The sequence below is a fragment of the Streptomyces sp. TLI_55 genome (assembly GCF_900206255.1).
Taxonomy (GTDB): domain Bacteria; phylum Actinomycetota; class Actinomycetes; order Streptomycetales; family Streptomycetaceae; genus Streptomyces; species Streptomyces aquilus.
On sequence record NZ_OAOJ01000001.1, the window covers coordinates 573,255 to 595,979 of the forward strand.

Sequence of the window (22,725 nt, forward strand, 5' to 3'; positions counted from 1 at the left end):
CTCTGGGAGGAGCCCTTCGCCCGGCCGCTGATTCAGGCCGGGACGCTCACGAACCGGTCCAGCGTCCGGGTCAGTTCCTCCGGTTTCTCGACCGGGAGTTCGTGACCCGCGTCGATGATGCGGACCTCGGCGTCCGGGTACGCCTTCGCCATGCGCAGCATCTGCCGTACCGGCAGCTGGATGTCGTGGTAGCCGTGGACCATCAGGGTGGGGACGCGGATCTCGCCGACCCGGTCCAGGACGTCGAAGGCGCGCATGGCGCCGTACAGCGTCATGACCACCTCGCGCGGGGTGTTCGCCGAGGCCTTGACGTACGCCCGGATCTCGTCGCGCGGATAGCCGGGGGCGAAGGCGCGCTGGATGTTGGCGGCGACGAACAACTTGAAGGGGACCAGCGTCGAGACGCCCATGAGCAGGCCCCTGCCCCGGCTGTAGGTCATGCGGCCGATCGAGTTCACCAGCACCAGGCGTTCGACCCGCTCGGGGTGGGCCAGCGTGATGGTCTGCGCGATCATGCCGCCCATGGAGTGGCCGACGAGGACGCAGCGCTCGACGGCGAGGTGGTCGAGGAGGGCGAGGACGTCGTCGGCCAGCTCCGCGATCGTGCGCACTCCGGCCCCGCTGCTGTCGCCGTGGCCGCGCAGATCCAGCCGTATCACCCGGCGCTTCGCCGCGAAGTGCGCGAGCTGGTGGTCCCAGCGGTGCCGGTCGGCCGTCCAGCCGTGCACGAACACCAGGGGCACGCCCTCGCCGTCGCGGGGGCCCTCGTCGTCGTACGTCAGCGCTGCGCCGTCGACTTCGAGCTGCGGCATGGCGGCCTCCCTGCGGTCCCGTGGGTTACTGACCGGTACGGTAGCCGCCCGCCGGGCCGGCGTCACCGTGCCGTGGGCCACTGCCCCTCCCCCGGGTCCGCCCATGGCGCGACGCCCGGCCGGGAGTACCGTGCCGGGCGCCGTGGTGAACCGGGATCAGCCGCCGTTCAGCCGCGCACGCAGGAGTCCCTTGCCGATCTCCGCGCCCTTGCGGCTGTCCGCCCGGGCCTCGCGGAAGAGGTCGGCGACCTCGGTGTCCTTGTCGCGTTCGGCGTCCTGGATGTACGACTCCAGGCGCAGCGCGTTGCTCGATCGGCCTCCGCGCGGGTCGGTCAGCCGACGTCCCACAGGAACCGGTGCGTGTGGATGCCGAAGTAGGGGAACGAGCGGACCTCTTGGACCCCTTCGACGGCGCGTACGACGTCGTTGACGAAGTCCAGCAGGTCCCGCGGCCCCGGGGTGACGACCTCGACGAACAGGTCGAAGCCGCCGGAAGTGAGCACCGAGTAGACCACCTCGGCGCGGTCGGCGAGTGCGTCGGCGACGGCACGGGGGTCGCCGTCCACGCCGATGCCGAGCAGGGCCATGGCCTGTCCGCCCATGGCCATCGGGTCGGTGACCCCGACGACCTGGACGGCCTTGGAGTCCAGCAGGCGTTGCAGGCGCTGGCGGGCGGCGGACGCCGAGAGGCCGACCTTGGGGCCGAGGTCGGCGTAGGCGATACGGCCGTCGGTCTGCAGTTCGCGCAGGATGGCCCGGTCGATCTCGTCCATGCCGTCAGCCCGCCAGCTCGGCGAGGGCGGCGGCGAAGACCTCGGTGTGGGTGTCGACGTCGCGCTCGGTGGTGTCGGGGCACATCAGCGCCATGTTGTGAAAGGGCGTCAGGAGGATGCCCCGGTTGGCGAGGTGGAGGTGGAGGAAGTCCTCGAGCTCCTCGTCGCCGGCCGCCGCGGACTCGGTGCCGGTGCGGGGTGCGGGGGCGGCGAAGCGGTACTCGGTGCGGGCGCCGAGCCTGCTCACCGACCAGGGCAGGGCGTGGGCGTCGATGCCCGCGCGGACGCCCGCCTCGAAGCGTTCCGACAGCTTGGTCATGTGGGCGAACGCGTCGTCGGTGAGGACGTGTTCGAGGGTGGCGCGCATCGCGGCGACCGAGAGGGCGTTCCCGGCCAGGGTGCCGCCGACGCCGCCCATGTCGACGAGGTCGAGGTCGGCGCGGCCCAGCAGCCGGTCGGCGAGTTCGGCGGACAGGCCGTAGGCGCCGGCGGGGATGCCGCCGCCGATGGCCTTGCCGACCGTGAGGAGGTCGGGCTCCAGGTCCCAGGCGGCCGTGCAGCCGCCGGGGCCGGCGGAGAGGGTGTGTGTCTCGTCGTTGATCAGCAGCGTGCCGTGCCGGCGGGTCAACTCCCGCACGCCCGCCAGGTATCCGGGCTCCGGCAGGACGATGCCGATGTTGGTGAGGGCGGGCTCCATGAGGACGGCGGCCACGTCGCCGTGGGCGAGTTCGCGTTCCAGCTGCTCCAGGTCGTTGAACTCGGCGACCCGGCTGGTGAGGGTGACATCGCAGGGTGCGCCCACGTTGCCGGGGCGGGCCGTGCCCTCGCCGTCGGGTCCGACGACGATGAGGGACTCGTCGACGCTGCCGTGGTAGCTGTAGCTGTTCACGAGGATCTTCGAGCGGCCGGTGACGGCCCGGGCCAGCCGGATCGCCCATCGGTTGGCGTCCGTCGCGGTGAGCGAGAAGCTCCAGCGTGCCAGTCCGAAGCGGCGGGTCAGCTCGGCGCCGACCCACTCGGCGTCCTCGGTGGGCAGCATCGCCGTCGCCCCGCCGAGGTCGGCGAACCGGCGCTGGACGGCTTCGGCCACCGGAGCGGGCGAGTGTCCGGCCATGGCACCGGTGTCGCCGAGGCAGAAGTCGACGTACTCATGGCCGTCGATGTCGGTGACCCGGGCGCCCCGCGCGCTGTCCAGGTAGCGGGGGAAGGGCCCGGCCGTCTTGTTCATCCAGGTCATCGGGACCCGCCCGAAGAGATGCCCGGCGCGCGCGTAGGCCTCCCGGGAACGTGGGCAGCGCCGCTCGGCCTCCGCCCTCTCGCGGGCCAGGAGGTGCTGCAGGCGGGTGCGGTCCATGGGTACCCCGGGAGGTGAGTGCCGACTGATCGACGTCAGCGTACGACGGAAAACGCACCGATCTCAAGAAGCAGCAACTGATTCGATTGTCGCCACGCTCGATTCGAGCGTCAGCATATTGCGCGGAAGTGAAACGACCGCAGGGGCGCGACCGGTCCCCCGTTCCGGTCACGCCCCTGCGGCTCGATGAACTTACGTGAATGACAGCGCGGTTGTGAATCGCGTTCATGCCAGATGGGCCACCTCGGGCACTCACCTGTGCACAGGTGAGTCCGAATAGCGCACTTTCTTACGAAGATGAGCGCGCGGCTACCCGGCGAGCCGAGGTGACGGAACGTCGCCGGTCGCCAGATGGGCGAGGACCACCTCGTACAGGTCGCTGCCGCCCGCGAGAAGCTGACGTTGCAGCACGGGCTCGGCGCTGCGCACGTGTTCGCGCACGGTCTGCGCGTGCACGCCGAGGGCCTGAGCGGTCCGTTCGGAGTTCCCGCCGGCGGCGATCCACGTGCGCAGGGTGCGGCGCAGGTCGCGGGCGTCCGGGGCGAGGCGTCCGACGAGGTCGTGCGCCCAGGTGCGCAGCGCGGGTCCGGACAGCACCTGCGCCAAGCCTGCGGCCCTCCCTCGTTCCGCCGCGGGGACGGCGGGCGCCAGTTCCAGGCCCACCTGGGTGTTCAACGCCAGATGGACGACGGCCCGGGCGGTGAGGTCGGAGAAGGACACGCCGAGCAGGCCCTCGACCCGCTCCATCCGGGCGCGCACGGTGTTGCGGCTGACGCCGAGGACCTTGGCCGCGTTCACCGCGGTGAACTCCAGGCCGAGCCGGGTGGTGGCGAGGAGTTCGGCCCGGGTGTGGTGCGCCAGCGCGTCGAGGGGGCGCAGCAGGTGGGCCGCCCAGCCGTGCAGGAGCTCGGGGTCCATCAGGCGTTCGGGGTGGGTGCGTTCGGCGTAGACCGCCGCGTGGTCCGGCCGGAAGTGGGCCACCGCGAGGGCGCTGACGGCCTGTCCGTAGGCGGTGGCGGTGCGGGCGAGGCTCTGCCGAGTGCTGCCGCCCAGGAAGGTGCCGGGGCGCCGGTCGATCACGGTCAGCAGCTCACGGGCGGCGACCTCGCCGGGGGTGACGACGATGACGTGCTGCTGCATCGCCGGGCAGCCCACGACGAGGGCCTGCTCGGCGGTGACGTGCAGGCATTCCTCCAGCAGCCGGTCGCGTTCCGCGGCGGCGCCCTCGATGACGTAGACGCAGGCCGAGTCGGTGTCGAGCAGCCCCGGCCACAGCCCGGCGGCCACCCGGCGGGCCGAGACGATGTCCTCCACCATGAGCAGCTGGAGGATCGCCAGTCGCAGGTCGGCCGTGGCCCGTCGCAGCCGGTGTCCCGCGGCGGTGGACTCACGCGCCCTGAGCAGGAGTTCGACGACCTGGGCGGTGTGCGTCACCATGTCGGCGGCCCGCCGGTCGAACGGGACGTCACGGGAGACCGCCAGCACACCCGCCGTGGCCGAGCGCGGCTGTCCCACCCTGACCAGGCGCTGGTGGCGCCCCTCGCCCTCCCAGGCGGCGGAGGCGATCCGGCCCGTGCCGATGTCGGCGACCAGGGTCTCGTCGAGCGGGATCGGGGTGCCGGCGAGGAGGTTCCCGGTGTCGTCCTGGAGCACGGCCGTCCCCCGCACGCCGTCCGCGAGCCAGTCCACCACGCGCCGGACGTCCCGCCCGGCGGGCCGCAGCTGCTCCAGCAGTTCCTGAGACCACGGCACCTCGGCGTGCGCCCTCCGCACGCCGTTCTCACTGCCCGCCACGTCGCCCTTCTCCTCGTCCTCGCGTCGACCTCGCCCTGCCGGTCACGGGACCGTACCTCAGACCCGGGCGAGGGTCTCCCCGTCCGGCAGGCGGTACGAGGGGCCGAACGGCGATGCGAGGGACCGAACCCTGCGGCGCTGCGCCGGCACCGTCCTCCTGCGCGGTCGGCGCCCGCCTACGGCATAAGCTCGGTGAATGGCGAAGTACTTCGACGTGCACCCCGACAACCCGCAGCCGCGCACCATCTCCCAGGTAGCGGACAGCATCCGGGCCGGGGCACTGATCGCATATCCGACGGACTCCTGCTACGCGCTCGGCTGCAAGCTGGGCAGCCGGGACGGCATCGAGCGGATCCGCACGATCCGCAAGCTGGACGACCGGCACCACTTCACCCTCGTGTGCCAGGACTTCGCACAGCTGGGCCAGTTCGTACGCGTGGACAACGACGTGTTCCGGGCCATCAAGGCCTCGACGCCGGGCAGTTACACCTTCATCCTGCCGGCGACCCGGGAGGTGCCGCGCATGCTGCAGCACCCGAAGAAGAAGACGGTCGGCGTCCGCATCCCCGACCATGTGGTCACCCAGGCCCTGCTCGCCGAGCTCGGCGAACCGCTGCTGTCCAGCACCCTGCTGCTGCCGGACGAGGACGAGCCGATGACCCAGGGCTGGGAGATCAAGGACCGCCTCGACCATGTGCTGGACGCGGTGGTCGACTCGGGCGAGTGCGGCACCGAGCCGACCACCGTGATCGACTTCTCCGACGGCGAGGCGGAGATCGTACGGCGGGGAGCGGGCGACATCTCACGGTTCGAGTGAGGAGAGCCGGGGACGAGGGGGTCCTCGCAGGCCGCTTGCATGGTGCGTGAAACGATATTCACGGTCCGACCCCGCCGGGCCGGCGAGCTGCTCGCCGTCACATGCACAGAGAGGCACCCCCCATGACCTCCGTACAGGGAACCGCCGTGGACGTCCCCACCGCGGACGGCGTCGCCGACGCCTATCTGGCCCACCCCGAGGACGGGCTGCCCCGTCCCGGTGTCCTGCTCTACCAGGACGCCTTCGGACTGCGCCCGCACCTGAGGTCGATGGCCGACCGGCTGGCCGGCGAGGGGTACACGGTCCTGGTGCCCAACGTCTTCTACCGGCACGGCCGTTCCCCCGTCTTCGACCTGCCGGAGTTCATCGACACCGACGCGCGGCCCGACCTGTGGAACGCGATCGGCCCGGTCATGCAGTCCCTCACCCCCGAGCTCGCCATGCGGGACGCCGACGCGTACCTGGCCTGGCTGGCCGAGAGCCCCTTCGTGGCCGACGGTCCGGTGGCGCTGACCGGCTACTGCATGGGCGCCCGGCTCGTGCTGCTGACCGCGGGCACCTACCCGGACCGGGTGGCGGCCGCGGCCGGTTTCCACGGCGGCCGCCTCGCCACCGACGCCCCGGACAGCCCGCACCTGGTCGCCAAGCACGTCACCGCCGAGCTGTACTTCGGGCACGCCGACGAGGACGCCTCGATGCCGCCGGAGCAGATCCGGCTGCTGGAGGACACCCTGACCGCGGCGGGCGTACGGCACCGCAGCGAGGTCTATCCCGGCGCCCACCACGGCTACACGCAGGCCGACACCGCGGCGTACCACCGCGAAGGTGCCGAGCGGCACTGGGCGGCGCTGCTGGAACTGCTGAAGCGCACGTTCTGAGGAAGGTCCCGGCCGGCGGCGCTCACCCAACAGGTGGGCGCCGCCACGCATTTGCCGACGGGCGCATTCCGTCGACTTCATTGACATGCCCGCGCCGCAGCGCAACCCTGAGAGCGCTCTCAGAACAGGTACGGACCAATCCCGTTCCTCCCCCTATCCCCCCACGGAGGTGGAGAGTGCTCGGACGACTCAGGCATCGGCTCCTCGCCGCAGCAGGATCGGCCGCTCTGCTCGGCACGCTGCTCACACTCGGCTCGCCGTCCACTGCGAGCGGCGCGGTGCCCGCCACGATCCCGCTCAAGGTGACGAACAACTCCGGCCGCGGCGACGCGGTCTACGTCTACAACCTCGGCACCAACCTGGCCACGGGCCAGCAGGGTTGGGCGGACGCGGCCGGCACGTTCCACGCCTGGCCCGCGGGCGGCAACCCGCCGACCCCGGCACCGGACGCGTCGATAGCCGGCCCGGCGGCGGGCCAGTCGAAGACGATCCGCATCCCCAAGTTCTCCGGCCGCATCTACTTCTCGTACGGCCAGAAGCTGGACTTCCGCCTCACCACCGGCGGCCTCGTGCAGCCGGCGGTGCAGAACCCGAGCGACCCGAACCGCACCATCCTCTTCAACTGGTCGGAGTACACGCTCAACGACTCGGGGCTGTGGCTCAACAGCACCCAGGTCGACATGTTCTCCGCCCCGTACGCGGTCGGCGTCCAGCGCTCCGACGGCAGCACGGTCAGCACCGGGCGCCTCAAGTCCGGTGGCTACAACGCCGTCTTCAGCGCCCTGCGCGCGCAGTCGGGCGGTTGGGGCGGCCTGGTCCAGACCCGCGCCGACGGCACGGTGCTGCGTGCCCTGTCCCCCGCCTACGGCCTGGAGACCGGAGCGCTGCCCGCCTCCGTCCTCGACGACTACATCAACCGGGTCTGGCAGAAGTACGCCACGTCGACCCTCACGGTGACCCCGTTCGCCGACCAGCCGAACACCAAGTACTACGGCCGGGTCTCCGGCGGCGTCATGAACTTCACCAACGCGTCCGGCGCGGTCGTCACCAGCTTCCAGAAGCCGGACGCGAGCAGCGTCTTCGGCTGCCACAAGCTCCTCGACGCCCCCAACGACGCCGTCCGCGGCCCGATCTCCCGCACCCTGTGCGCGGGCTTCAACCGCTCGACCCTGCTGACCAACCCCAACCAGCCGGACACCTCGTCCGCGGGCTTCTACCAGGACGCGGTGACCAACCACTACGCCCGGGTCATCCACAGCCAAATGGCGGACGGCAAGGCGTACGCGTTCGCCTTCGACGACGTCGGGCAGCACGAGTCCCTGGTGCACGACGGCAACCCGCTCCAGGCGTACCTGACCCTGGACCCGTTGAGCTGAGCCCGCCGGAATGACCAGTCCGGTGCGTGCTGTTGGGACGCACATGACCAACGATCAGCGCGCCATCACCAACCCCCGGGTGGGGGTACGAGCAGCTGGTCCGGCTCGGGACCTTCATCGTCGACCACGACCTCGACAAGCTCCAGACCCTCGGCAAGGCGCTGCACGCGCGGTTCGGTGACCGGCTGCCGGCCCAGACACTGAGCGGCGTGGCCTCGCCGGCCTTGCCGGGGATGCTGTTCGAGGTGGACGCGGTGGCGGTGCGGCCGTAGAGCTGCCGCCGAGCGGGCGAAGGCGCACAGTGGGGGGATGGACGCAGACGACAGGAACATTCTGGCCCGGGGCCGCGTGGCCACCCGGCTGCCGGCGCAGGACCTGAACCGGGCGCGGCGGTTCTACTCCGAGGTGCTCGGTCTGGAGCCGGTCGACGAGCGGCCCGGTGGGTTGCTGTACCGGTGCGGTGGGACGGAGTTCGCCGTGTTCAGTTCGACGGGGGCAGCCCCCGGCACGTTCACCCAGATGGGCTGGGAGGTCGACGACCTCGACACGGTCGTCGCACAGCTCCGGGAACGGGGCGTGACGTTCGAGGAGGTCGACGTGCCGGGTCTGCGGACCAAGGACGGGATCGCCGACGTCGACGGGAACTACCCGAGCAAGGGGGCCCGAGGGGAACGCGCCGCGTGGTTCCGGGACAGCGAGGGCAATCTGCTGGGCATCGGGGAACCGGTGGTGTGAGCGCGGCCTCAGTCGGGGCGCCGCAGGAATTCACGGGCCCCGCGCAGCCTCGTCCGCAGGGTGCGCTGCGTGCGTGCGCTGTCCAGGCGGACGTCCAGCGCACCCGGGGTGTGCACGTCGGCGCGTCGTCCGGCGGGCAGCCGCGCCGCGTCCAGTCCGTCGCGTGCGGCGATCAGGACGCCGAGCTCGTGGCGGCTGACCGCGTCGGGACCGCCCAGATGGCACACGCCCGTGCGCTCGGTGGCGGCCAGCTCCAGCAGCACCGCCGCGAGGTCGGTGACATGGACGGGGCAACGGATGACATCGGTGAACAGCACACCCTCGCGCCGCCCCTCGGCCAGCTCGTGGACGAAGTCCTCGTGCGGCGAGCCTCCGTCGCCGACGATGAGTGAGGTACGGGCGATGACCGCGTCGGGGGCGAGCACCCGGATCGCCGTCTCGGCGGCGGCCTTCGCGGCGCCGTACGGCGTGACGGGATCCGGCACGGCGGACTCGTCGTAGCGGACATCAGAGCCGGAGAAAACAGCGTCACTCGACACGTGCACCAACCGGGAGCCGTACGCTCCCACGGCCACCGCCAACCGGACCGCACCGTCGGCCGTCACGCCCCAATCACCCTTGCGATAAGCCGCGTTGACGACAACATCCGGCCGCACCTCCCCGACCACGGCCTCGATCTCACCGGCCCGCAAGAGGTCCAGCGGCAGCCAGTGCACCCCGGGCAGACTCCCCGCACGGCTGGCGAAGGTCGCCGTCACGCCATGCCCGGCGGCGATGGCCAGCCGAGCCACCTCACGCCCCAGGAACCCACTGCCGCCGACGATCAGGATCCTCATGATCGCCCACGCTAGAGCTCCGCCGCCCCTCACGCCCCACCGAGCCGCAAAATGGCGGCGACCGTCCCTCAGCCGCCCGACAGAATGCCGCCATGACCACGGAGTTCACCGGCACGATCGAATGCAGGCCCCTGGGCCGCATCTGGGGCGTGGAGGACGAGGACGCGGTGTGGCAGGCCGCGATCGACCTCGATCTCCTCAACACCGGCAATGCCTACGACGCCCTCGCCTGTCTCTTCGGCGTCCGCAACTCCTTCGGGTTCCGACCGCTCGCCGAGGGACGCGGCCTGCCCGAGGACGCCTCCGACGGAGTGCGGGAGAGGTTCGCCTGCTGGGGCGGGCCGGACTCCGCCTGGGGAACGACCTGGATCACCTGGGCCGAGTTGCAGACCGCCGACTGGGACGAGACCGACGAGTCGGGCAGGAAAAGCCGCCAGGCCGCCGCCGGCGCCGCGACGCACTGGGGGCCGGTGTGGGACGTGATGCAGACCCTCGGCGGGGTGCACGGGGCGGAGCATGTGCGGCTGGTGGTCTGGTTCGACTGACCTGTCGAGCCGGCTCGCTCCGGCGAAAGTCGTTCATGGCTCAATACCGCCCCCGCGTGACCGAAGTGAACACGCGATAGTCCAGAGTTAATTGGTTACTACCGGTAATGCTTGCTTTACGCGGGTCTTACGGCGTAGACCTTGCCCCACCACAAACGGTGGCTCTGGGGGGAGTTGGCGTATGGAAGGCACCGTCGACGGATTTCGCTACGGCGCGGTGACGCCGGTCGCGGCGTATGTGATGGCGTGTCTGGGTGGGGCCCTGGGGCTGCGCTGCATCGTGCGGTCGCTGCTCAACGCCGAGTCGTGGAAGCCCGGTTGGCTGGCCCTCGGTGCCGCCTCGATCGGGTGCGGCATCTGGACGATGCACTTCATCGCGATGATCGGCTTCCAGGTCGAGGAGACCCGGATCCGCTACGACACGGGCCTGACCCTCCTCAGTCTGGCCGTGGCGATCGTCGTGGTCGGCGTCGGCGTGTTCATCGTCGGCTATCGCGGCGCCGGCACCGCCAACCTCGCCTTCGCGGGCATCGTCACGGGGCTCGGCGTCGCGGCCATGCACTACCTGGGCATGTACGCCATGCGCCTCAACGGCGCCATCGACTATGACGTGTTCACCGTCGCCCTCTCCGTCCTGATCGCGATCGTCGCCGCCACCGCGGCCCTCTGGGCGGCCGTCACCGTCCGGGGTTTCCTGACGAGCCTCGGAGCCAGTCTCGTCATGGGCGTGGCCGTCTCGGGCATGCACTACACGGCGATGGCCGCCGTCAGCGTCCATGTGCACGGCACGACGGGCGGTTCCTGGGCCGGCGCCTCGGCGTCCTCGCTGCTGCTGCCGATGCTGGTGGGGCCGGTCATCTTCCTCGTGCTGGCCGGTGTGGTCGTGATGTTCGACCCGCTGCTGGTGCTGGGCGACGCCGACTGGAGCCGCGCCACCGCCCGCCGGAAGCCCGCCGTTCCGCCCGCCGAAGAGGCACTCGCGCCGGCACACAGCTCGCCCTTCGAGACCCCCGTCGGCCCCTCACGCGCACGCCAGCACCCCTACGACACCCCGCAGCGCGCCGCCGAGTGGTGACACCGGCCCCAACATCCGCCGTCCCCAGGTTCGTTCATTGGCATTCGGGCTCCCCGCCGACCGGCCTTCCCTAGATCGTTGTTACGGTTCACCGGTGTCTGACTCCTCACGCGATACCGCCGAGGGCGCCGGCTGGGGCGCCGCGGAACGCGGCGCCTACGAGCGCCTGATGCCGACCCGGGTCGAGAAGATCTCGTGGCTCGACCCCAGGATGCTGTGGGCGGCCCGCAACGGCGTACTGGCCTCCTGGTTCGGCGACCCGACGGGCCGCACCCGCAGCCGCTGGGTCGCCCAGCGCGCCGCGGCCGGCGCCCCCGCGGACAAGGTGATCCGGCGTGACGACCCGGACCGCTTCTCCTTCATGGTCATCGGCGACACCGGCGAGGGAGACGCGCCCCAATACGCTGTTATGCCGGGCTTCTTGAAGGTCGGTCAGGACACCAGGTTCACGGTCCTGGCGAGTGACGTCATCTATCCCGTCGGCAGCGCCGACGACTACGGCACCAAGTTCTTCCGCCCGTACCAGGACTACCGAGCGCCCATCTACGCGATACCCGGCAACCACGACTGGTACGAGGACCTCGGCGGGTTCATGCGCGTCTTCTGCGACGACGCCCCGCCGCTCGCCCCCGAACCCGCCCCGCGCCCTCTGACCCGCGCCTGGCTGCGCTCCCTGCTCTGGCACCGACCGCGCCGCCACGACGGCCAACGTCTGGACGAGGTGCGGAAGTTGCGGTCCGCCCCGGCCCAACAGGCCGTCCAGCCCGGCCCGTACTGGGCGATCGACGCCGGGCCGCTGCGGATCATAGGCATCGACACCGGACTGCTCGGCACCCTCGACGCCGAACAGGGCGCCTGGCTGCGCGAGGTGTCCCAGGGTCCGCGCCCGAAGATCCTGGTCACCGGCTCGCCCCTGTACGTGGACGGCGAGCACCACCCCTGCCCCATCGACGGCGGCGGCACGGTCGACGACGTGGTCCGCGACCCGGCGCACCACTACGTCGCGGCGATAGGCGGCGACATCCACAACTACCAGCGCTACCCCGTCGACGTGGACGGCCGCACCATCCAGTACGTCGTCTCGGGCGGCGGCGGTGCCTTCATGCACGCCACCCACACCATCCCCCGGGTCGACATCGCGGGTGTCACCGAGGACACCTTCCGCTGCTATCCGCTGCGCGGCGACTCCCTGGCCTTCTACAGCAGGCTCTACGGCCGCCGGCTGCGGCTGCGCCGCTTCTTCACCCTCACCGATGCCGAGGCGGCGGCCGTCGTCGGTGAGCGGCTGCAAATTCGGCCGGGGCGCGCCCCGGGACCGGAGGTCCGCATCACCCGCCGCACCCGTCTGGTCGCCGGGCTGCTGGGCACCGGCCGCCGTCCCGACAAGGCCAAGCGCTTCCGGCTCCCCGTGCGCAAGATCTACACCCAGCTGTTCTCGCCGAGCTCGGCCACCTACAGCCCGCCGTTCTTCAAGTGCTTCCTGCGCCTGGACGTCACCCCGGAGTCGGTCACGCTGCGCTGCCACGCCGCGACCGGGAACCTCGCCCAGGAACTGGACCCGCCGGTCGAGGACGAGGTCACCATCGCCCTGACCTGACCTGACCTGACGGGAACACCACGGGACGGGCCCGAGTTGGCACAGTCGTACGACGTTGATCCATGACCCGTGGAGGGGCCCGTGCCACCCACCTCTCGTCCCCTGCGCAAGCTGGGCTTCCTCACCATCGGACTGTTCGACGAGGCCGACCCTCGCCGCGGTCACGAGTCCACGCTGGAGATCATCGAGCTGGGCGAGCGGCTCGGGTTCGACAGCGCCTGGCTGCGCCACCGGCACCTCCAGTACGGCATCTCGTCCCCGGTCGCCGTCCTCGCCGCCGCCTCGCAGCGCACCCGCCGCATCGAGCTGGGCACCGCGGTCATCCCGCTCGGCTGGGAGAACCCGCTGCGGCTGGCCGAGGACCTGGCGACGGTGGACCTGCTGTCCGGGGGCCGGGTCAACCCGGGGGTGAGCGTGGGTCCGCCGATGCACTACGACCAGGTCAAGGAGGCCCTCTACCCGGACACGGCGGACGCCGAGGACTTCTCCTACGAGCGGGTGCGGCGGCTGCTGGACTTCGTGCGCGGCAAGTCGGCGACCGACTTCAGCGGCGTGGAGGGCTTCGAGGTGTTCTCCGACCGGGTGCAGCCGCAGTCTCCCGGCCTCGGCAGCCGTCTCTGGTACGGCGGCGGCAGCCTCGGCTCGGCGCGCTGGGCCGGTGAGCACGGCATGAACTTCCTCACCAGCAGCGTCGTCAAGGCCGAACACCCCGAGGAGACCACGGACTTCGCCGAGATCCAGCTCTCCCACATCCGCGCCTTCCGGGCCGCCCACCCCGACGGCGAGGCCGCCCGGGTCTCCCAGGGGCTCGTCGTCATCCCGACCGACTCGGCCTCACCCGCACAGCGCGCGAAGTACGAGGAGTTCGCCGCCAAGCGCACCCCTCGCACCACGTCACCGCAGGGCCCGGCCCGGCTGATGTTCGCGCCGGACATCGTCGGCACCTCGGAGGAGATCGCCGAGCGGCTGCACGCGCACGCCGCGTTCCGGGAGATCGACGAGGTCGCGTTCGCGCTGCCGTTCACCTTCGAGCACGAGGACTACGTCCAGATCCTCACCGACATGGCGACGCACCTGGGCCCCGCGCTCGGCTGGCAGCCGGCCGGCTGACTCACCACCGCCCCACCTCGGTCCCGACGATCGGCTCCGACGGCCTTCCGTCCACGCCCACCGGCACGTCCCCGGCCAGCATCACCCGGTGCATGGTCCGGGGAAAGCCGAGGTGGGCGTTGTCGCTCGGCGCCAGATGGATGGTGGCCCGGTTGTCCCAGAACGCCACACTGCCGGGCTCCCAGCGGAAGCGGACCGTGTACTCGGGCCGTACCGCCTGCTCCAGCAGCATGTCCAGCAGGGCCCGGCTCTCCGCGCGGGAGACGTCGGCGAGCTGCTCGACGTAGTAGCCGTTGACGTACAGGATCCGCTCCCCCGTCTCCGGATGGACGCGGACCAGGGGATGCAGCGTGGCGACCTGGTGGTCCAGGAGATGGCGGACGTAGGCGTCGTCTCCGGGGCGGGGCTGGTAGCCGACGCCGAGCCGGTGCTCGGCGCGCAGTGTGTCCACGAACTGCCGTACGGGCGCGGAGAGTCCGGCGTAGGCGGCGGCCAGGTTGGACCAGGTGGTGTCGCCGCCGTAGGGCGGGACGGTCTCGGCGCGCAGGATCGTCGCGGCGGGCGGATCGACGCGGGCGCCGTGGTCGCAGTGCCAGCCGCGCAGCAGGGTGTGCCGGCGGCGTTGCAGCCACTCGTCGTGCTCCATGCCGAACTTCCCGCCCAGCTCCAGCCGGTCGGCGGTCGTCTCGACCTCGGGGAAGTCGGGCGGCGAGGCGCTGCCCCGCTTGCGCAGCACGACCGGCGCGCCGAACCGGCGCGCGAACGCCACATGCCCCGCGTGGTCCAGCTTCTGGTCCCGGAAGAACACCACCTTCCACCGCAGTACCGCCGCACGGATGGCGGCGACCACGGTGTCGTCGAGCTCTCCGGCCAGGTCGACGCCCGTGATCTCCGCGCCGATGTGCCCGGCGACCGGTTTCACCTCGATCCCGGACACCGCCTCCGCCGCCGTCGGGTCCCTGTCCGCATTCGTCGTCATGGCGAAGATCGTGTCAGCGATCACGGGCCCTGGCGACAGCGCCTGCCGAGGATCTCCTCCACCAGGTCGGCCACGGACCGCCCGGTCGCGTCGACACGGCACAGCCCGGCCGCGTCGACGGACTCCCGCACCAGTTCCTGGAAGCGCTGTGCGCGGGCAAGGAACCGGTCCACGAGGTGCCGCTCCTCGGCGCTCGCCTGCGCGTACCGCGCCGACGCGTGCATCCGGTCGGCCAGCGCCTCGTCGTCCGCGGTGAGCCAGACGGCCTCGGTGTGCGGGGTGCCGAGCGCGGCGACCCGGCTGGGCCAGAGCGCCGAGCCTTCGAGCACCAGGCCCGGTCCCTGGCCTTCGGCGTGCTCGGTGATGAGCTCCTCGATGCGCGGCCACAGCCGGGCGTAGTGGTCGAGCACCGAGTCGATCAGCTCGTCGACGCCGAGGGTGCCGTAGTGCTCGGCGACGTGCGGCGGCACCTCCCGGTCCGGCGTCCGTCAGGGGCGGCCGGGGTGCCGGGCCAGCAGATCCGTCGGGCGGTACGTGAACCCGAGCCGCTCGGCGGCGGCCTGGGCCACGGTCGACTTGCCGGTGTGGGAGGTCCCTCCGATGAGCAGTACGCGCATCTCATCGACCATAGATGACCTCACACGGTGAACTCCCGTATCACCGTGTTCCGGAACACCGCCGTCCCGTCGATCGTGAACAGCGCGAGCCCGGTGTCGACCAGATACGGGAACGCCTCCGACGAGTGCACGTACCGTCCGTCGTCCACGAACATCTCGACGGACGTCCGGTCGACCAGGATGCGCAGCCTGACCGTGCGGGCGGAGCGGTCGAAGGGGCTGTGGCTCTCCTGCCACCTGCCGGAGGTGTCGGGGTTGACGGTGTTGCGGCGGTTGAGGAACGCGTAGTCGCCGTAGACACCGGCGTCGATGTGCCGGCCCCCGTCGGCGGAGCGGCGCAGCTGGAAGCCCGCGCCGGTCAGCGACTCCCAGGTCACCTCGGTGGTCACCTCGTAGGAGATGCCCCGGTAGTCGAGGACGCGGGTGCCGGACACCGACAGGTCGCCGAGGTCGATCGTGCGCGAGACGTGGTCGTCCAGGGCGGCGATCGGGCGCGAGGCCAGGTAGTAGGTACCGGTGGCGGCGCGCTTCAGGGTGATCTCGCGGACGATCGAGTCCGTCCCGTTGAAGCCGTCGCAGTCGATGGTGGGGGTCGTGTTGGCGTAGTCCCAGTTGTTGAGCCAGCCGATCGCGTAGCGGGCGCGCTGGTCCAGGGTGCCGTTCGCGCCGCGCTTCTCGAAGGTGACGGCCCCGTACCAGTCCCAGCCGTGGTCGAGCCACTGCGGGTCGCTCGCGTCGGGGGTGAAGGCGGTGCCGTCGAAGGACCCGGTCCAGTAGGCGTACGTGTTGGGCAGCCCGGACCCCTTGCCGTTGGCGCTGACGCCCAGCACCCACTTCACGGTGCCGTCCGAGGCCGTGATGCGGAACAGGTCCGGGCACTCCAGGACGCCGATGCCGTCCTTGACGAACCCGCCCACGTACGTCCAGGACTTGAGGTCCGCCGAGTGGTAGAAGCCGACCTTGGTGTTCTCGGCGAGGGCCATCACCCAGCGGCCGCGTTCCTCGTCGCGGATCACCTTGGGGTCGCGGAAGTCGCGTACACCGGGGTTGGGGAGCACGGGGGCGGTGCCGTGGTTGCGGAAGGTGCGGCCGCCGTCGGTGGAGTAGTACAGGAACTGCTCCTGGTGGTCGGTGCCGCCGCCGGGCGACATCGTGACCAGGACGACCACCGCGCCCGCGCCGAAGCCCGCGGTGTTGTCGGTGTCGACGACCGCCGAGCCCGACCAGACGTCACCGTTGACGGTGGTGTCCTTCGGGACGGCGACCCCCCGGTCGGTGAAGGAGACCAGGTCCCTGCTGGTGGCCAGCCGCCAGGCGGTGCCCGCCTCGGTGCCGGCGGTGAGGTAGTCCGGGTTGTAGAGGTAGTAGTAGTGGTACTCGCCGTCGATCCACACCGGCCGCTGGGGGTCGTTCTTCCACTGGTCGGGGACGGTGAAGTGGTAGGCGGCGCGATAACTGGCGCAGTTCCCGGCCGACTTGGGCTTCGCCGCGGCCGGTGACACCGGCAGCAGCGCACCGGCCACGCCGGCCGCCGATCCCGCGAAGAGCGCTCTTCTGGAAAGGCTGGAAAGTCTCATGGCCACAGGACTGTGCGGCCTAACACGTTAAAGGTCAAGGTTTCTAACTCGTTAAAGGTGGAGCCGTCACGACTCTTGACAGGGACGTGGCACGGTTCCCATCATCTGGGGCATCAACCCTGAACTAACACGAGTTAGGCCCGTTGGATGACCGACTCGCACTTCTCCCGCCGCTCGCTGTTGCGGTACGGCGCCTACGGCGCGGGTGCCGCCGCGCTGGCCGGCACCGCCGCGAGCTGGGACCGGCTCACCGGAGCCGACATACCCGGCCGCGACGACGGTTCCCTAGTCGTCGCCACCCTCGGCCCGGCCTACGGCCCGGCGGCCATCCGCACGCTCACCGAGGGTTTCAAGAAGGTCCACCCCGACATCAAGCTGCGGATCAACGCGGTGCAGGCCACCGACTGGTCCGACTTCTTCGCCAAGATCCTCACCCAGATCGCGGCGGGCACCGCCCCCGACCTCGTCTACGTCGCCACCGAGGGCGTCCAGCTGTTCGCCCAGCGCCTCGGTGTCGCCCTCGACAAGTGGGTGAAGCGGGACGCGGACGAGCTGCGCGACTACTTCGCCGACGTCCACCCCTCGCTGGTCGAGTCGATGATGTACGAGGGCAGCCTCTACCAGCTCCCCGTCGAGTTCAACGCCGCCGACATCTACCTCAACAACCAGGTCCTGAAGCGGGCGGGCGCCTCCTTCCCGGCGGCCGACTGGACCCGCGACGACTTCACCGCGCTGCTGCGGGACATGAAGAAGTCCAGCGGCTCGCAGTTCACGCCGTACTTCTGGACCAACCGGCTGTGGGGTGGGGTCGTGCCGTGGCTGTTCGCCAACGGCACCAACCTGCTGAGCGAGTCCAAGGCGCCCGGCGGGTCCTGGCTGTGGGACTCCTTCTACCCGGCCGCCGACCGGCAGGGCCGCGGCGGCGGTTACCGGTGGACGACCCCGCAGGCCACCCACGAACGCGTCGAGGAGGCCTACGACTATCTGGCCTCCCTCATCCAGGAGGACCTGTGCACCCGCCCCGAGGGCGGCAACGGCCAGAACCTCATCGGCGTGTTCTCCACCGGCCGGGTCGGTGTCACCCCGGCCGGCGGCTTCTGGGCGGGCGGCCTGAACCTGGCGGGCATGAAACCCGGCAGCTTCGACGTGCAGTACTTCCCGCGCTGGCGCACCCAGCGCATGCAGTTCGGCGCCGCCGGCTACGCCCTGCTGCGCACCTCGAAACTCCAGGACGAGGCCTGGGAGTTCATCAAGTTCGCGTCCCGCAGGGACACCCTGATGCGGCTCTTCGAGACCAACCAGACCACCCCGGCCCGCCGCTCGATGCTCACCGCCGACCGCTACCGGGAGATGGGCCCCAGCCACTGGCAGGTCTTCTACGACACCCTCGACAAGTTCCCCGACACCGGGCCGATCCCCGCCCCGCCGCAGGTCGCCGAGGTCGAGCAGGTGCTGCTCAAGCACACCGGGACCGCCCTGGCCTCGCGCCGCTCGGTGGCCCCCGCGCTGCGCCGGATGCAGTCCGATCTGGAGAAGGCCATGGAGCGTGACGTATGACGAACACCCAGATACCCGCCGCACCGCCGCAGCAGAAGGTGACCGAAGCCGCGCCCGCGCCCCGGCCGTCCGCCCGCGAGCGCGGGACCCGGCTGCTGGCCGCGCTGTTCCTGGCGCCGACGATCGTCGGGATCGTGATCTTCACGGTCGTCCCGATCGTCGGATCGATCGTGCTGAGCCTCTTCCACTGGAACGTGATCGACTCGCCCACCTTCGCCGGAGCGGCCAACTACCGCGAGATGATGAACGACTCGACCGTTCTGGTCTCCTTCCGCAACACGCTCGTGTTCATGGTGCTCGCGGTGGCGCTCCAGCTGCTCATCGCGCTCACCCTCGCCCTGGCCGTGAACGGACGCATGCCGGTGTGGCTGCGGTCGGTGTTCCGCTCGGCGTTCTTCTTCCCGCTCATCCTGTCCGCCGCGTCGATCTCCGTGGTGATGAAGTACCTGTTCAACCAGGACTTCGGGCTCGTGAACTGGCTGCTGGGGCTGATCGGGATCGCTCCCGTGCCCTGGCTGACCTCGGAGAACTCCGCGATGGCGGCGGTCATCCTGGTCTATGTGTGGCAGCAGTTCGGCTTCTCGTTCCTGCTGTTCGTCGGCGGTCTGAACAACATCCCGAAGGAGATCCACGAGGCCGCCTCCCTCGACGGCGCGACCGGACTGCGCAAGCACCTCAGCGTCACGCTGCCGCTGCTGTCCCCGACGCTGCTGGTCGCCTCGGTGGTCGGCATCATCAACGCGCTCCAGGTCTTCGAGCAGCCGTACGTCCTGACCAACGGCGGGCCGGGCGACTCCACCCGCACCGTCGTGATGGTCATCTACGAGACCGCGTTCGAGCAGCTGCGCTTCGGCGAGGCGTCCGCGGTGGGCGTGCTGCTGTTCGTGCTCGTCATGGCGGTCACCGCCCTCCAGTTCCGGCTCAGCCGGCGTTTCGTCCACTACCAGTGAGCCGGGTGAACTCCCTATGAGCCAAGCGACCTTGACCGCGAGCCGGGCACGGCACACCCTCGCGCCCTGGGCGCGGATCGCCGGACTGACGGTCTGCGCACTGCTGACCCTGGGACCGGTCATCTGGACCGTCTCGACCTCGCTGCGCACCCCGGCGGAGTCCTTCGACCTGCCGCCGAAGATCATTCCGACCAGTCCGACGATCGAGTCGTACCGCGGCGTCTTCGATCAGATCGATGTGTGGCTGCTGGCCCTCAACTCCACGCTGGTGACCGCTTTGATCGCGGTCGGCCAGATGATCACGGCCGGGCTCGCGGGGTACGCGTTCGCCCGCCTGGAGTTCCGTTTCAAGAAGCCGCTGTTCGGTCTGGTCCTGGCGACCATGATGGTCCCCTTGCAGGTCACGATCGTTCCGGTGTTCCTGGTGCTCAAGTCGATGGGTCTGACCGACACCCTGCTCGGTCTGATCGTTCCGGCGTTCCCGACCGCCTTCGGCACGTTCCTGATGCGGCAGTACTTCCTCGGCATGCCGAAGGACCTGGGCGAGGCGGCGATGCTGGACGGCTGCGGGCCCTGGCGGACCTTCCGGTCGGTCTACGCCCCGCTGGCCACGCCCGGCCTCGCGATCGTCGGCGTGCTCGCCTTCAACTACCACTGGAACGAGTTCTTCCGGCCGCTGATCCTGGAGACCTCCGGCCAGAACTACACCCTGCCGCTGGGCCTGGTCTCGCTCCAGGGCAACCTCGGCACCGGCTCCATCTCGGTGGTCCTCGCCGGTGTCGTGCTCTCCATGATCCCCGCCGTCGCCGTGTTCGTCGTCGGCCAGCGCCCTCTGCGCGAGGGCATCACGTCCGCAGGAGTCAACCGTTGAACGTCGACCCCGACGCCCCGCGTTTCAGGGTCCGCCCGCCCGCCAACTGGATCAACGACCCGAACGGGCCGTTCCGTTGGCGGGACCGGTACCACCTCTTCTACCAGCACAACCCCGACGCCCCCGTCCACACGAACGTCCACTGGGGCCATGTCTCCAGCCCCGACCTCGCTCACTGGGAGCACCACCCGATCGCGCTCACCCCGACGCCCGGCGGCCCCGACGAGGCGGGCTGCTGGTCGGGCTGCGTGGTCGACGACAACGGCGTGCCGACCGCCGTCTACACCGGCATCGACCATCACCACACCGGCGTCGGCACGATCTGCCTGGCCCGTTCCGTGGTCCCCGACGACGAGACCCTCACCGACTGGAAGCCGCTGCCGACACCCGTGGTGAGCGGCCCGCCGGACGGCCTGGACGTGGTGATGTTCCGCGACCCGTTCGTCTTCCGCGCCGCCGGACGACGCTGGGCCCTGGTCGGCGCGGGCCACGCCGACGGCACACCCTCGGTCCTGCTCTACGACTGCGACGACCTGGCCGACTGGCGGTTCGCGGGCGTGCTGCTGGACGGCAACGACCCGGTCGCGACGGATGTGTTCGGCGACAAGGCGGTCGGCTGGGAGTGCCCGCAGCTGTATGCGACGGCGGGCGGCACATGGGTGCTGGTGGTGTCGCTGTGGGACGGCGACCCGATGAGCACCGGGTATCTGACGGGCCGTCTGGACCCCGACGGCGACGGCGGACTGAGGTTCGCGGCACGCGGTGGCGGCCAACTCGACCACGGGCGGGACTTCTACGCCCCCGCCGTGCTGCAGGAGGAGGAACGGGCCCTGATGTGGGGCTGGTCCTGGGAGTCCCGCGACCAGGGCGCGATCGACCGCGCGGGCTGGGCCGGCACCCTCACCGCGCCCAGGGTCGTGGGCGTCCACCCGGACGGCGCGCTGAGCGTCGTACCGGCACCGGAGCTCCAACTCCTGCGCGCACCCGAGCCGTTCGTGACCGCGCCGGACCAACGGACCCCGCTGCCGCGGTCGTACGACCTGACGGTCACCGCCCGCACCCGGACGACCGTCGGTCTGCTGCGCTCCGCGGACGGCACGGGACTGACCGTCGTCCTCGATCCGGACGAGGGCAGGGTGACCGTGGACCGCGGCGCCGGCGGTCCGGCGCCCGTCGTCGTGCGGGCGCCCGCGCGGCAGGTGCGCGTTCTCGTCGACGGCTCGCTCGTGGAGGTGTTCGTCGACGACCGGGCGACGGTCACCGAGCGGGTCTACCGGCGCGACGGCGAGGTACCGGAGCTCACCGTGTCGGGACCCGGGGCGACCGTCATCGGATGGGAGCAGGTCCCACCGACGCACGGCTGATCACCGGGCACGCGAGACGCCGTACCGTCGCGGGCGGCGTCTTGCCCGTGTCGATCGCGTCGAGGAGCAGCCGCGTCGCCGCCTCGCCCATCGCCCGGTGCGGCAGCGCGACCGTGGTGAGGGGCGGGGACAGATAGGCGGCCATGTGCTCCTGGTCGTCGTAGCCGACCACGGACAGGTCCTCGGGGACGGACAGCCCGAGGCGGGTCGCGGCGTGCAGGACGCCCGCCGCGACCCGGTCGTTGTAGCAGAAGACGCCGGTGGGGCGGCGGTCGGCGGGCACCCCGTCGAACAGCTTGAGCGCCCCCTCGTGGCCGCCGGAGATCTCGCCGCCGGTCCGGACGACCCACTCCTTCGGGACGGTGATCCCCTCGGCGCGCAGCGCGTCGCGGAAGCCGCGCAGCCGCTCCACGGAGGCGATGTCGTCGAGGCCGCCGATGTGGGCGATCCTGCGGTGCCCCTCGGCGAGGAGCAGCCGGGCCGCCGTACGGCCTCCGGCGCGCTCGGCGGGGATGACGGCGGGCAGCGAGTCGTCCTCGGGGATGCAGTTGGCGAGCACGGAGTGGGTGCGGTGCAGGCCCTCGGGGACGCGGACCCGGCGCAGGGAGAAGGCGGCGTAGATGATGCCGTCCACGCGCCGGTCGAGGAGTTCGGCGACCGCGGCGTCCTCCTTGGCCGGGTCGCCGCCGGAGTCGACGGTCAGGACGAGGTGCTCGCTGTCCCAGGCGGTCTCCATGGCTCCGCGCAGCAGCCGCCCCGCGAACGGCGAGGAGGCGATCTCGTCGGTGACCAGGCCGATCACGGCCGTACGGCGGCGGCGCAGGCCACGGGCGACGGGGTCGGGGCGGTAGCCGAGCCGGGCGGCGGCCTGGCGGATGCGTTCCTGGGTGGCGGGCGAGAGGTTGCCCTCGGCGCGGCCGTTGAACACGAAGGACACCGCGGTGTGCGAGACGCCGGCGAGCCGCGCCACGTCCCGTGACGTGGGGCGTTGCTTGCCCGTCGGCTGCTGCTCCTCGGTGCTGCCCATGCCGTCCGCTGTCCTCGTCCCGCCGTCCGCTTGATCACCGCTCACCCTATCCGTGACGCTGGAGGGACGACATGGTCGAGG

23 protein-coding genes and 1 pseudogene are annotated in these 22,725 nt (G+C 71.0%); 13 read left to right on the plus strand and 11 right to left on the minus strand.

The features are described 5' to 3' along the window. Positions 1-32: 32 nt before the first annotated feature. From CRP56_RS02825 to CRP56_RS02845, 5 genes are all read right to left on the minus strand, one after another. Complete coding sequence (locus CRP56_RS02825) at positions 33-812, minus strand: alpha/beta fold hydrolase (protein ID WP_097259827.1); 780 nt, start codon at positions 810-812, stop codon at positions 33-35. Between the two features lie 156 nt (positions 813-968). Continuing rightward, positions 969-1,160, minus strand: coding sequence for a hypothetical protein (locus CRP56_RS02830; protein WP_101924573.1), 192 nt, complete (start codon positions 1,158-1,160; stop codon positions 969-971). Beyond that, positions 1,145-1,585, minus strand: a complete 441-nt coding sequence (locus tag CRP56_RS02835) for an Lrp/AsnC family transcriptional regulator (protein WP_097259828.1) — start codon at positions 1,583-1,585, stop codon at positions 1,145-1,147. The genes CRP56_RS02830 and CRP56_RS02835 overlap by 16 nt, the downstream gene beginning before the upstream one ends. Before the next feature lie 4 nt (positions 1,586-1,589). Next, entirely contained in the window at positions 1,590-2,939 is a 1,350-nt protein-coding gene (locus tag CRP56_RS02840) for a transaminase (RefSeq protein WP_097259829.1), read from the minus strand. Positions 2,940-3,248: 309 nt separating this feature from the next. Then, positions 3,249-4,733 carry a helix-turn-helix domain-containing protein gene (locus tag CRP56_RS02845; RefSeq protein WP_097259830.1) on the minus strand — a complete coding sequence of 495 codons (1,485 nt, stop codon included), beginning with the start codon at positions 4,731-4,733 and terminating at the stop codon, positions 3,249-3,251. 196 nt (positions 4,734-4,929) lie between these two features. Between CRP56_RS02845 and CRP56_RS02850 the strand changes: the two genes are divergently transcribed. The 5 genes and pseudogenes from CRP56_RS02850 to CRP56_RS02870 all read left to right on the plus strand — a co-directional run bounded on the left by CRP56_RS02850 (position 4,930) and on the right by CRP56_RS02870 (position 8,539). After that, positions 4,930-5,550, plus strand: coding sequence for an L-threonylcarbamoyladenylate synthase (locus tag CRP56_RS02850; protein WP_179850937.1), 621 nt, complete (start codon positions 4,930-4,932; stop codon positions 5,548-5,550). A gap of 122 nt (positions 5,551-5,672) precedes the next feature. Next, positions 5,673-6,428 (plus strand): dienelactone hydrolase family protein, encoded by a 756-nt coding sequence (locus CRP56_RS02855; protein WP_097259831.1) that lies wholly within the window; start codon positions 5,673-5,675, stop codon positions 6,426-6,428. Between the two features lie 176 nt (positions 6,429-6,604). Continuing rightward, positions 6,605-7,804, plus strand: coding sequence for a glycoside hydrolase family 64 protein (locus CRP56_RS02860; RefSeq protein ID WP_097259832.1), 1,200 nt, complete (start codon positions 6,605-6,607; stop codon positions 7,802-7,804). A 77-nt stretch (positions 7,805-7,881) separates the two neighbouring features. Next, a pseudogene (locus tag CRP56_RS48230) lies at positions 7,882-8,076 on the plus strand (RidA family protein); the annotation flags it as partial. Positions 8,077-8,113: 37 nt separating this feature from the next. Next, positions 8,114-8,539 (plus strand): VOC family protein, encoded by a 426-nt coding sequence (locus CRP56_RS02870; protein WP_097259833.1) that lies wholly within the window; start codon positions 8,114-8,116, stop codon positions 8,537-8,539. Between the two features lie 8 nt (positions 8,540-8,547). Here CRP56_RS02870 and CRP56_RS02875 read toward each other — a convergent pair whose 3' ends face one another. Continuing rightward, positions 8,548-9,375 (minus strand): SDR family oxidoreductase, encoded by an 828-nt coding sequence (locus tag CRP56_RS02875; RefSeq protein ID WP_097259834.1) that lies wholly within the window; start codon positions 9,373-9,375, stop codon positions 8,548-8,550. Positions 9,376-9,467: 92 nt separating this feature from the next. On the opposite strand from CRP56_RS02875, the gene CRP56_RS02880 reads away from it, so the two are divergent. From CRP56_RS02880 to CRP56_RS02895, 4 genes are all read left to right on the plus strand, one after another. Then, complete coding sequence (locus CRP56_RS02880) at positions 9,468-9,920, plus strand: hypothetical protein (protein ID WP_097259835.1); 453 nt, start codon at positions 9,468-9,470, stop codon at positions 9,918-9,920. Positions 9,921-10,101: 181 nt separating this feature from the next. Then, positions 10,102-10,995: an MHYT domain-containing protein gene (locus CRP56_RS02885; protein WP_097259837.1), complete on the plus strand. Its 894-nt coding sequence runs from the start codon at positions 10,102-10,104 to the stop codon at positions 10,993-10,995. Between the two features lie 94 nt (positions 10,996-11,089). Next, on the plus strand, positions 11,090-12,592 hold the full coding sequence (locus CRP56_RS02890) for a metallophosphoesterase family protein (protein ID WP_097259840.1): 1,503 nt from the start codon (positions 11,090-11,092) through the stop codon (positions 12,590-12,592). A gap of 81 nt (positions 12,593-12,673) precedes the next feature. Beyond that, positions 12,674-13,702, plus strand: coding sequence for an LLM class flavin-dependent oxidoreductase (locus tag CRP56_RS02895; RefSeq protein ID WP_097259842.1), 1,029 nt, complete (start codon positions 12,674-12,676; stop codon positions 13,700-13,702). Between the two features lies 1 nt (position 13,703). On the opposite strand, the gene CRP56_RS02900 is transcribed toward CRP56_RS02895, so the two are convergent. From CRP56_RS02900 to CRP56_RS02910, 4 genes are read right to left on the minus strand one after another with little or no spacing between them, the layout of a single operon-like run. Next, complete coding sequence (locus CRP56_RS02900; RefSeq protein WP_097273662.1) at positions 13,704-14,681, minus strand: TauD/TfdA dioxygenase family protein; 978 nt, start codon at positions 14,679-14,681, stop codon at positions 13,704-13,706. 20 nt (positions 14,682-14,701) lie between these two features. Then, entirely contained in the window at positions 14,702-15,151 is a 450-nt protein-coding gene (locus CRP56_RS02905; RefSeq protein WP_306459434.1) for a hypothetical protein, read from the minus strand. A gap of 18 nt (positions 15,152-15,169) precedes the next feature. Beyond that, positions 15,170-15,298, minus strand: coding sequence for a hypothetical protein (locus CRP56_RS49030; RefSeq protein ID WP_306459435.1), 129 nt, complete (start codon positions 15,296-15,298; stop codon positions 15,170-15,172). A gap of 20 nt (positions 15,299-15,318) precedes the next feature. Continuing rightward, complete coding sequence (locus CRP56_RS02910; protein ID WP_097259845.1) at positions 15,319-16,875, minus strand: glycoside hydrolase family 32 protein; 1,557 nt, start codon at positions 16,873-16,875, stop codon at positions 15,319-15,321. Positions 16,876-17,022: 147 nt separating this feature from the next. Between CRP56_RS02910 and CRP56_RS02915 the strand changes: the two genes are divergently transcribed. The 4 genes from CRP56_RS02915 to CRP56_RS02930 are packed head-to-tail and all read left to right on the plus strand — an operon-like array spanning position 17,023 to position 21,617. Further along, positions 17,023-18,432, plus strand: a complete 1,410-nt coding sequence (locus tag CRP56_RS02915) for an extracellular solute-binding protein (protein WP_097259847.1) — start codon at positions 17,023-17,025, stop codon at positions 18,430-18,432. Further along, on the plus strand, positions 18,429-19,382 hold the full coding sequence (locus CRP56_RS02920; RefSeq protein WP_097259849.1) for a carbohydrate ABC transporter permease: 954 nt from the start codon (positions 18,429-18,431) through the stop codon (positions 19,380-19,382). Before CRP56_RS02915 ends, CRP56_RS02920 begins: the two co-directional genes overlap by 4 nt. A gap of 16 nt (positions 19,383-19,398) precedes the next feature. After that, complete coding sequence (locus tag CRP56_RS02925; RefSeq protein WP_097259851.1) at positions 19,399-20,253, plus strand: carbohydrate ABC transporter permease; 855 nt, start codon at positions 19,399-19,401, stop codon at positions 20,251-20,253. Then, positions 20,250-21,617, plus strand: a complete 1,368-nt coding sequence (locus tag CRP56_RS02930; RefSeq protein ID WP_097259853.1) for a glycoside hydrolase family 32 protein — start codon at positions 20,250-20,252, stop codon at positions 21,615-21,617. The genes CRP56_RS02925 and CRP56_RS02930 overlap by 4 nt, the downstream gene beginning before the upstream one ends. Here CRP56_RS02930 and CRP56_RS02935 read toward each other — a convergent pair. Continuing rightward, the gene (locus CRP56_RS02935) at positions 21,580-22,644 is read right to left on the minus strand and encodes a LacI family DNA-binding transcriptional regulator (RefSeq protein WP_097259855.1); all 1,065 of its coding nucleotides are present in this window, start codon (positions 22,642-22,644) and stop codon (positions 21,580-21,582) included. The two genes, CRP56_RS02930 and CRP56_RS02935, sit on opposite strands and share 38 nt — an antisense overlap. Positions 22,645-22,725 lie beyond the last annotated feature (81 nt).

Bases quoted from the DNA above. Each gene is read 5' to 3' on its own strand.
- CRP56_RS02825 (WP_097259827.1), bottom strand. From the start codon at position 812: ATGCCGCAGCTCGAAGTCGACGGCGCAGCGCTGACGTACGACGACGAG.
- CRP56_RS02835 (WP_097259828.1), bottom strand. From the start codon at position 1,585: ATGGACGAGATCGACCGGGCCATCCTGCGCGAACTGCAGACCGACGGC.
- CRP56_RS02840 (WP_097259829.1), bottom strand. From the start codon at position 2,939: ATGGACCGCACCCGCCTGCAGCACCTCCTGGCCCGCGAGAGGGCGGAG.
- CRP56_RS02850 (WP_179850937.1), top strand. From the start codon at position 4,930: ATGGCGAAGTACTTCGACGTGCACCCCGACAACCCGCAGCCGCGCACC.
- CRP56_RS02855 (WP_097259831.1), top strand. From the start codon at position 5,673: ATGACCTCCGTACAGGGAACCGCCGTGGACGTCCCCACCGCGGACGGC.
- CRP56_RS02870 (WP_097259833.1), top strand. From the start codon at position 8,114: ATGGACGCAGACGACAGGAACATTCTGGCCCGGGGCCGCGTGGCCACC.
- CRP56_RS02875 (WP_097259834.1), bottom strand. From the start codon at position 9,375: ATGAGGATCCTGATCGTCGGCGGCAGTGGGTTCCTGGGGCGTGAGGTG.
- CRP56_RS02880 (WP_097259835.1), top strand. From the start codon at position 9,468: ATGACCACGGAGTTCACCGGCACGATCGAATGCAGGCCCCTGGGCCGC.
- CRP56_RS02885 (WP_097259837.1), top strand. From the start codon at position 10,102: ATGGAAGGCACCGTCGACGGATTTCGCTACGGCGCGGTGACGCCGGTC.
- CRP56_RS02900 (WP_097273662.1), bottom strand. From the start codon at position 14,681: ATGACGACGAATGCGGACAGGGACCCGACGGCGGCGGAGGCGGTGTCC.
- CRP56_RS49030 (WP_306459435.1), bottom strand. From the start codon at position 15,298: ATGCGCGTACTGCTCATCGGAGGGACCTCCCACACCGGCAAGTCGACC.
- CRP56_RS02910 (WP_097259845.1), bottom strand. From the start codon at position 16,875: ATGAGACTTTCCAGCCTTTCCAGAAGAGCGCTCTTCGCGGGATCGGCG.
- CRP56_RS02915 (WP_097259847.1), top strand. From the start codon at position 17,023: ATGACCGACTCGCACTTCTCCCGCCGCTCGCTGTTGCGGTACGGCGCC.
- CRP56_RS02920 (WP_097259849.1), top strand. From the start codon at position 18,429: ATGACGAACACCCAGATACCCGCCGCACCGCCGCAGCAGAAGGTGACC.
- CRP56_RS02925 (WP_097259851.1), top strand. From the start codon at position 19,399: ATGAGCCAAGCGACCTTGACCGCGAGCCGGGCACGGCACACCCTCGCG.
- CRP56_RS02935 (WP_097259855.1), bottom strand. From the start codon at position 22,644: ATGGGCAGCACCGAGGAGCAGCAGCCGACGGGCAAGCAACGCCCCACG.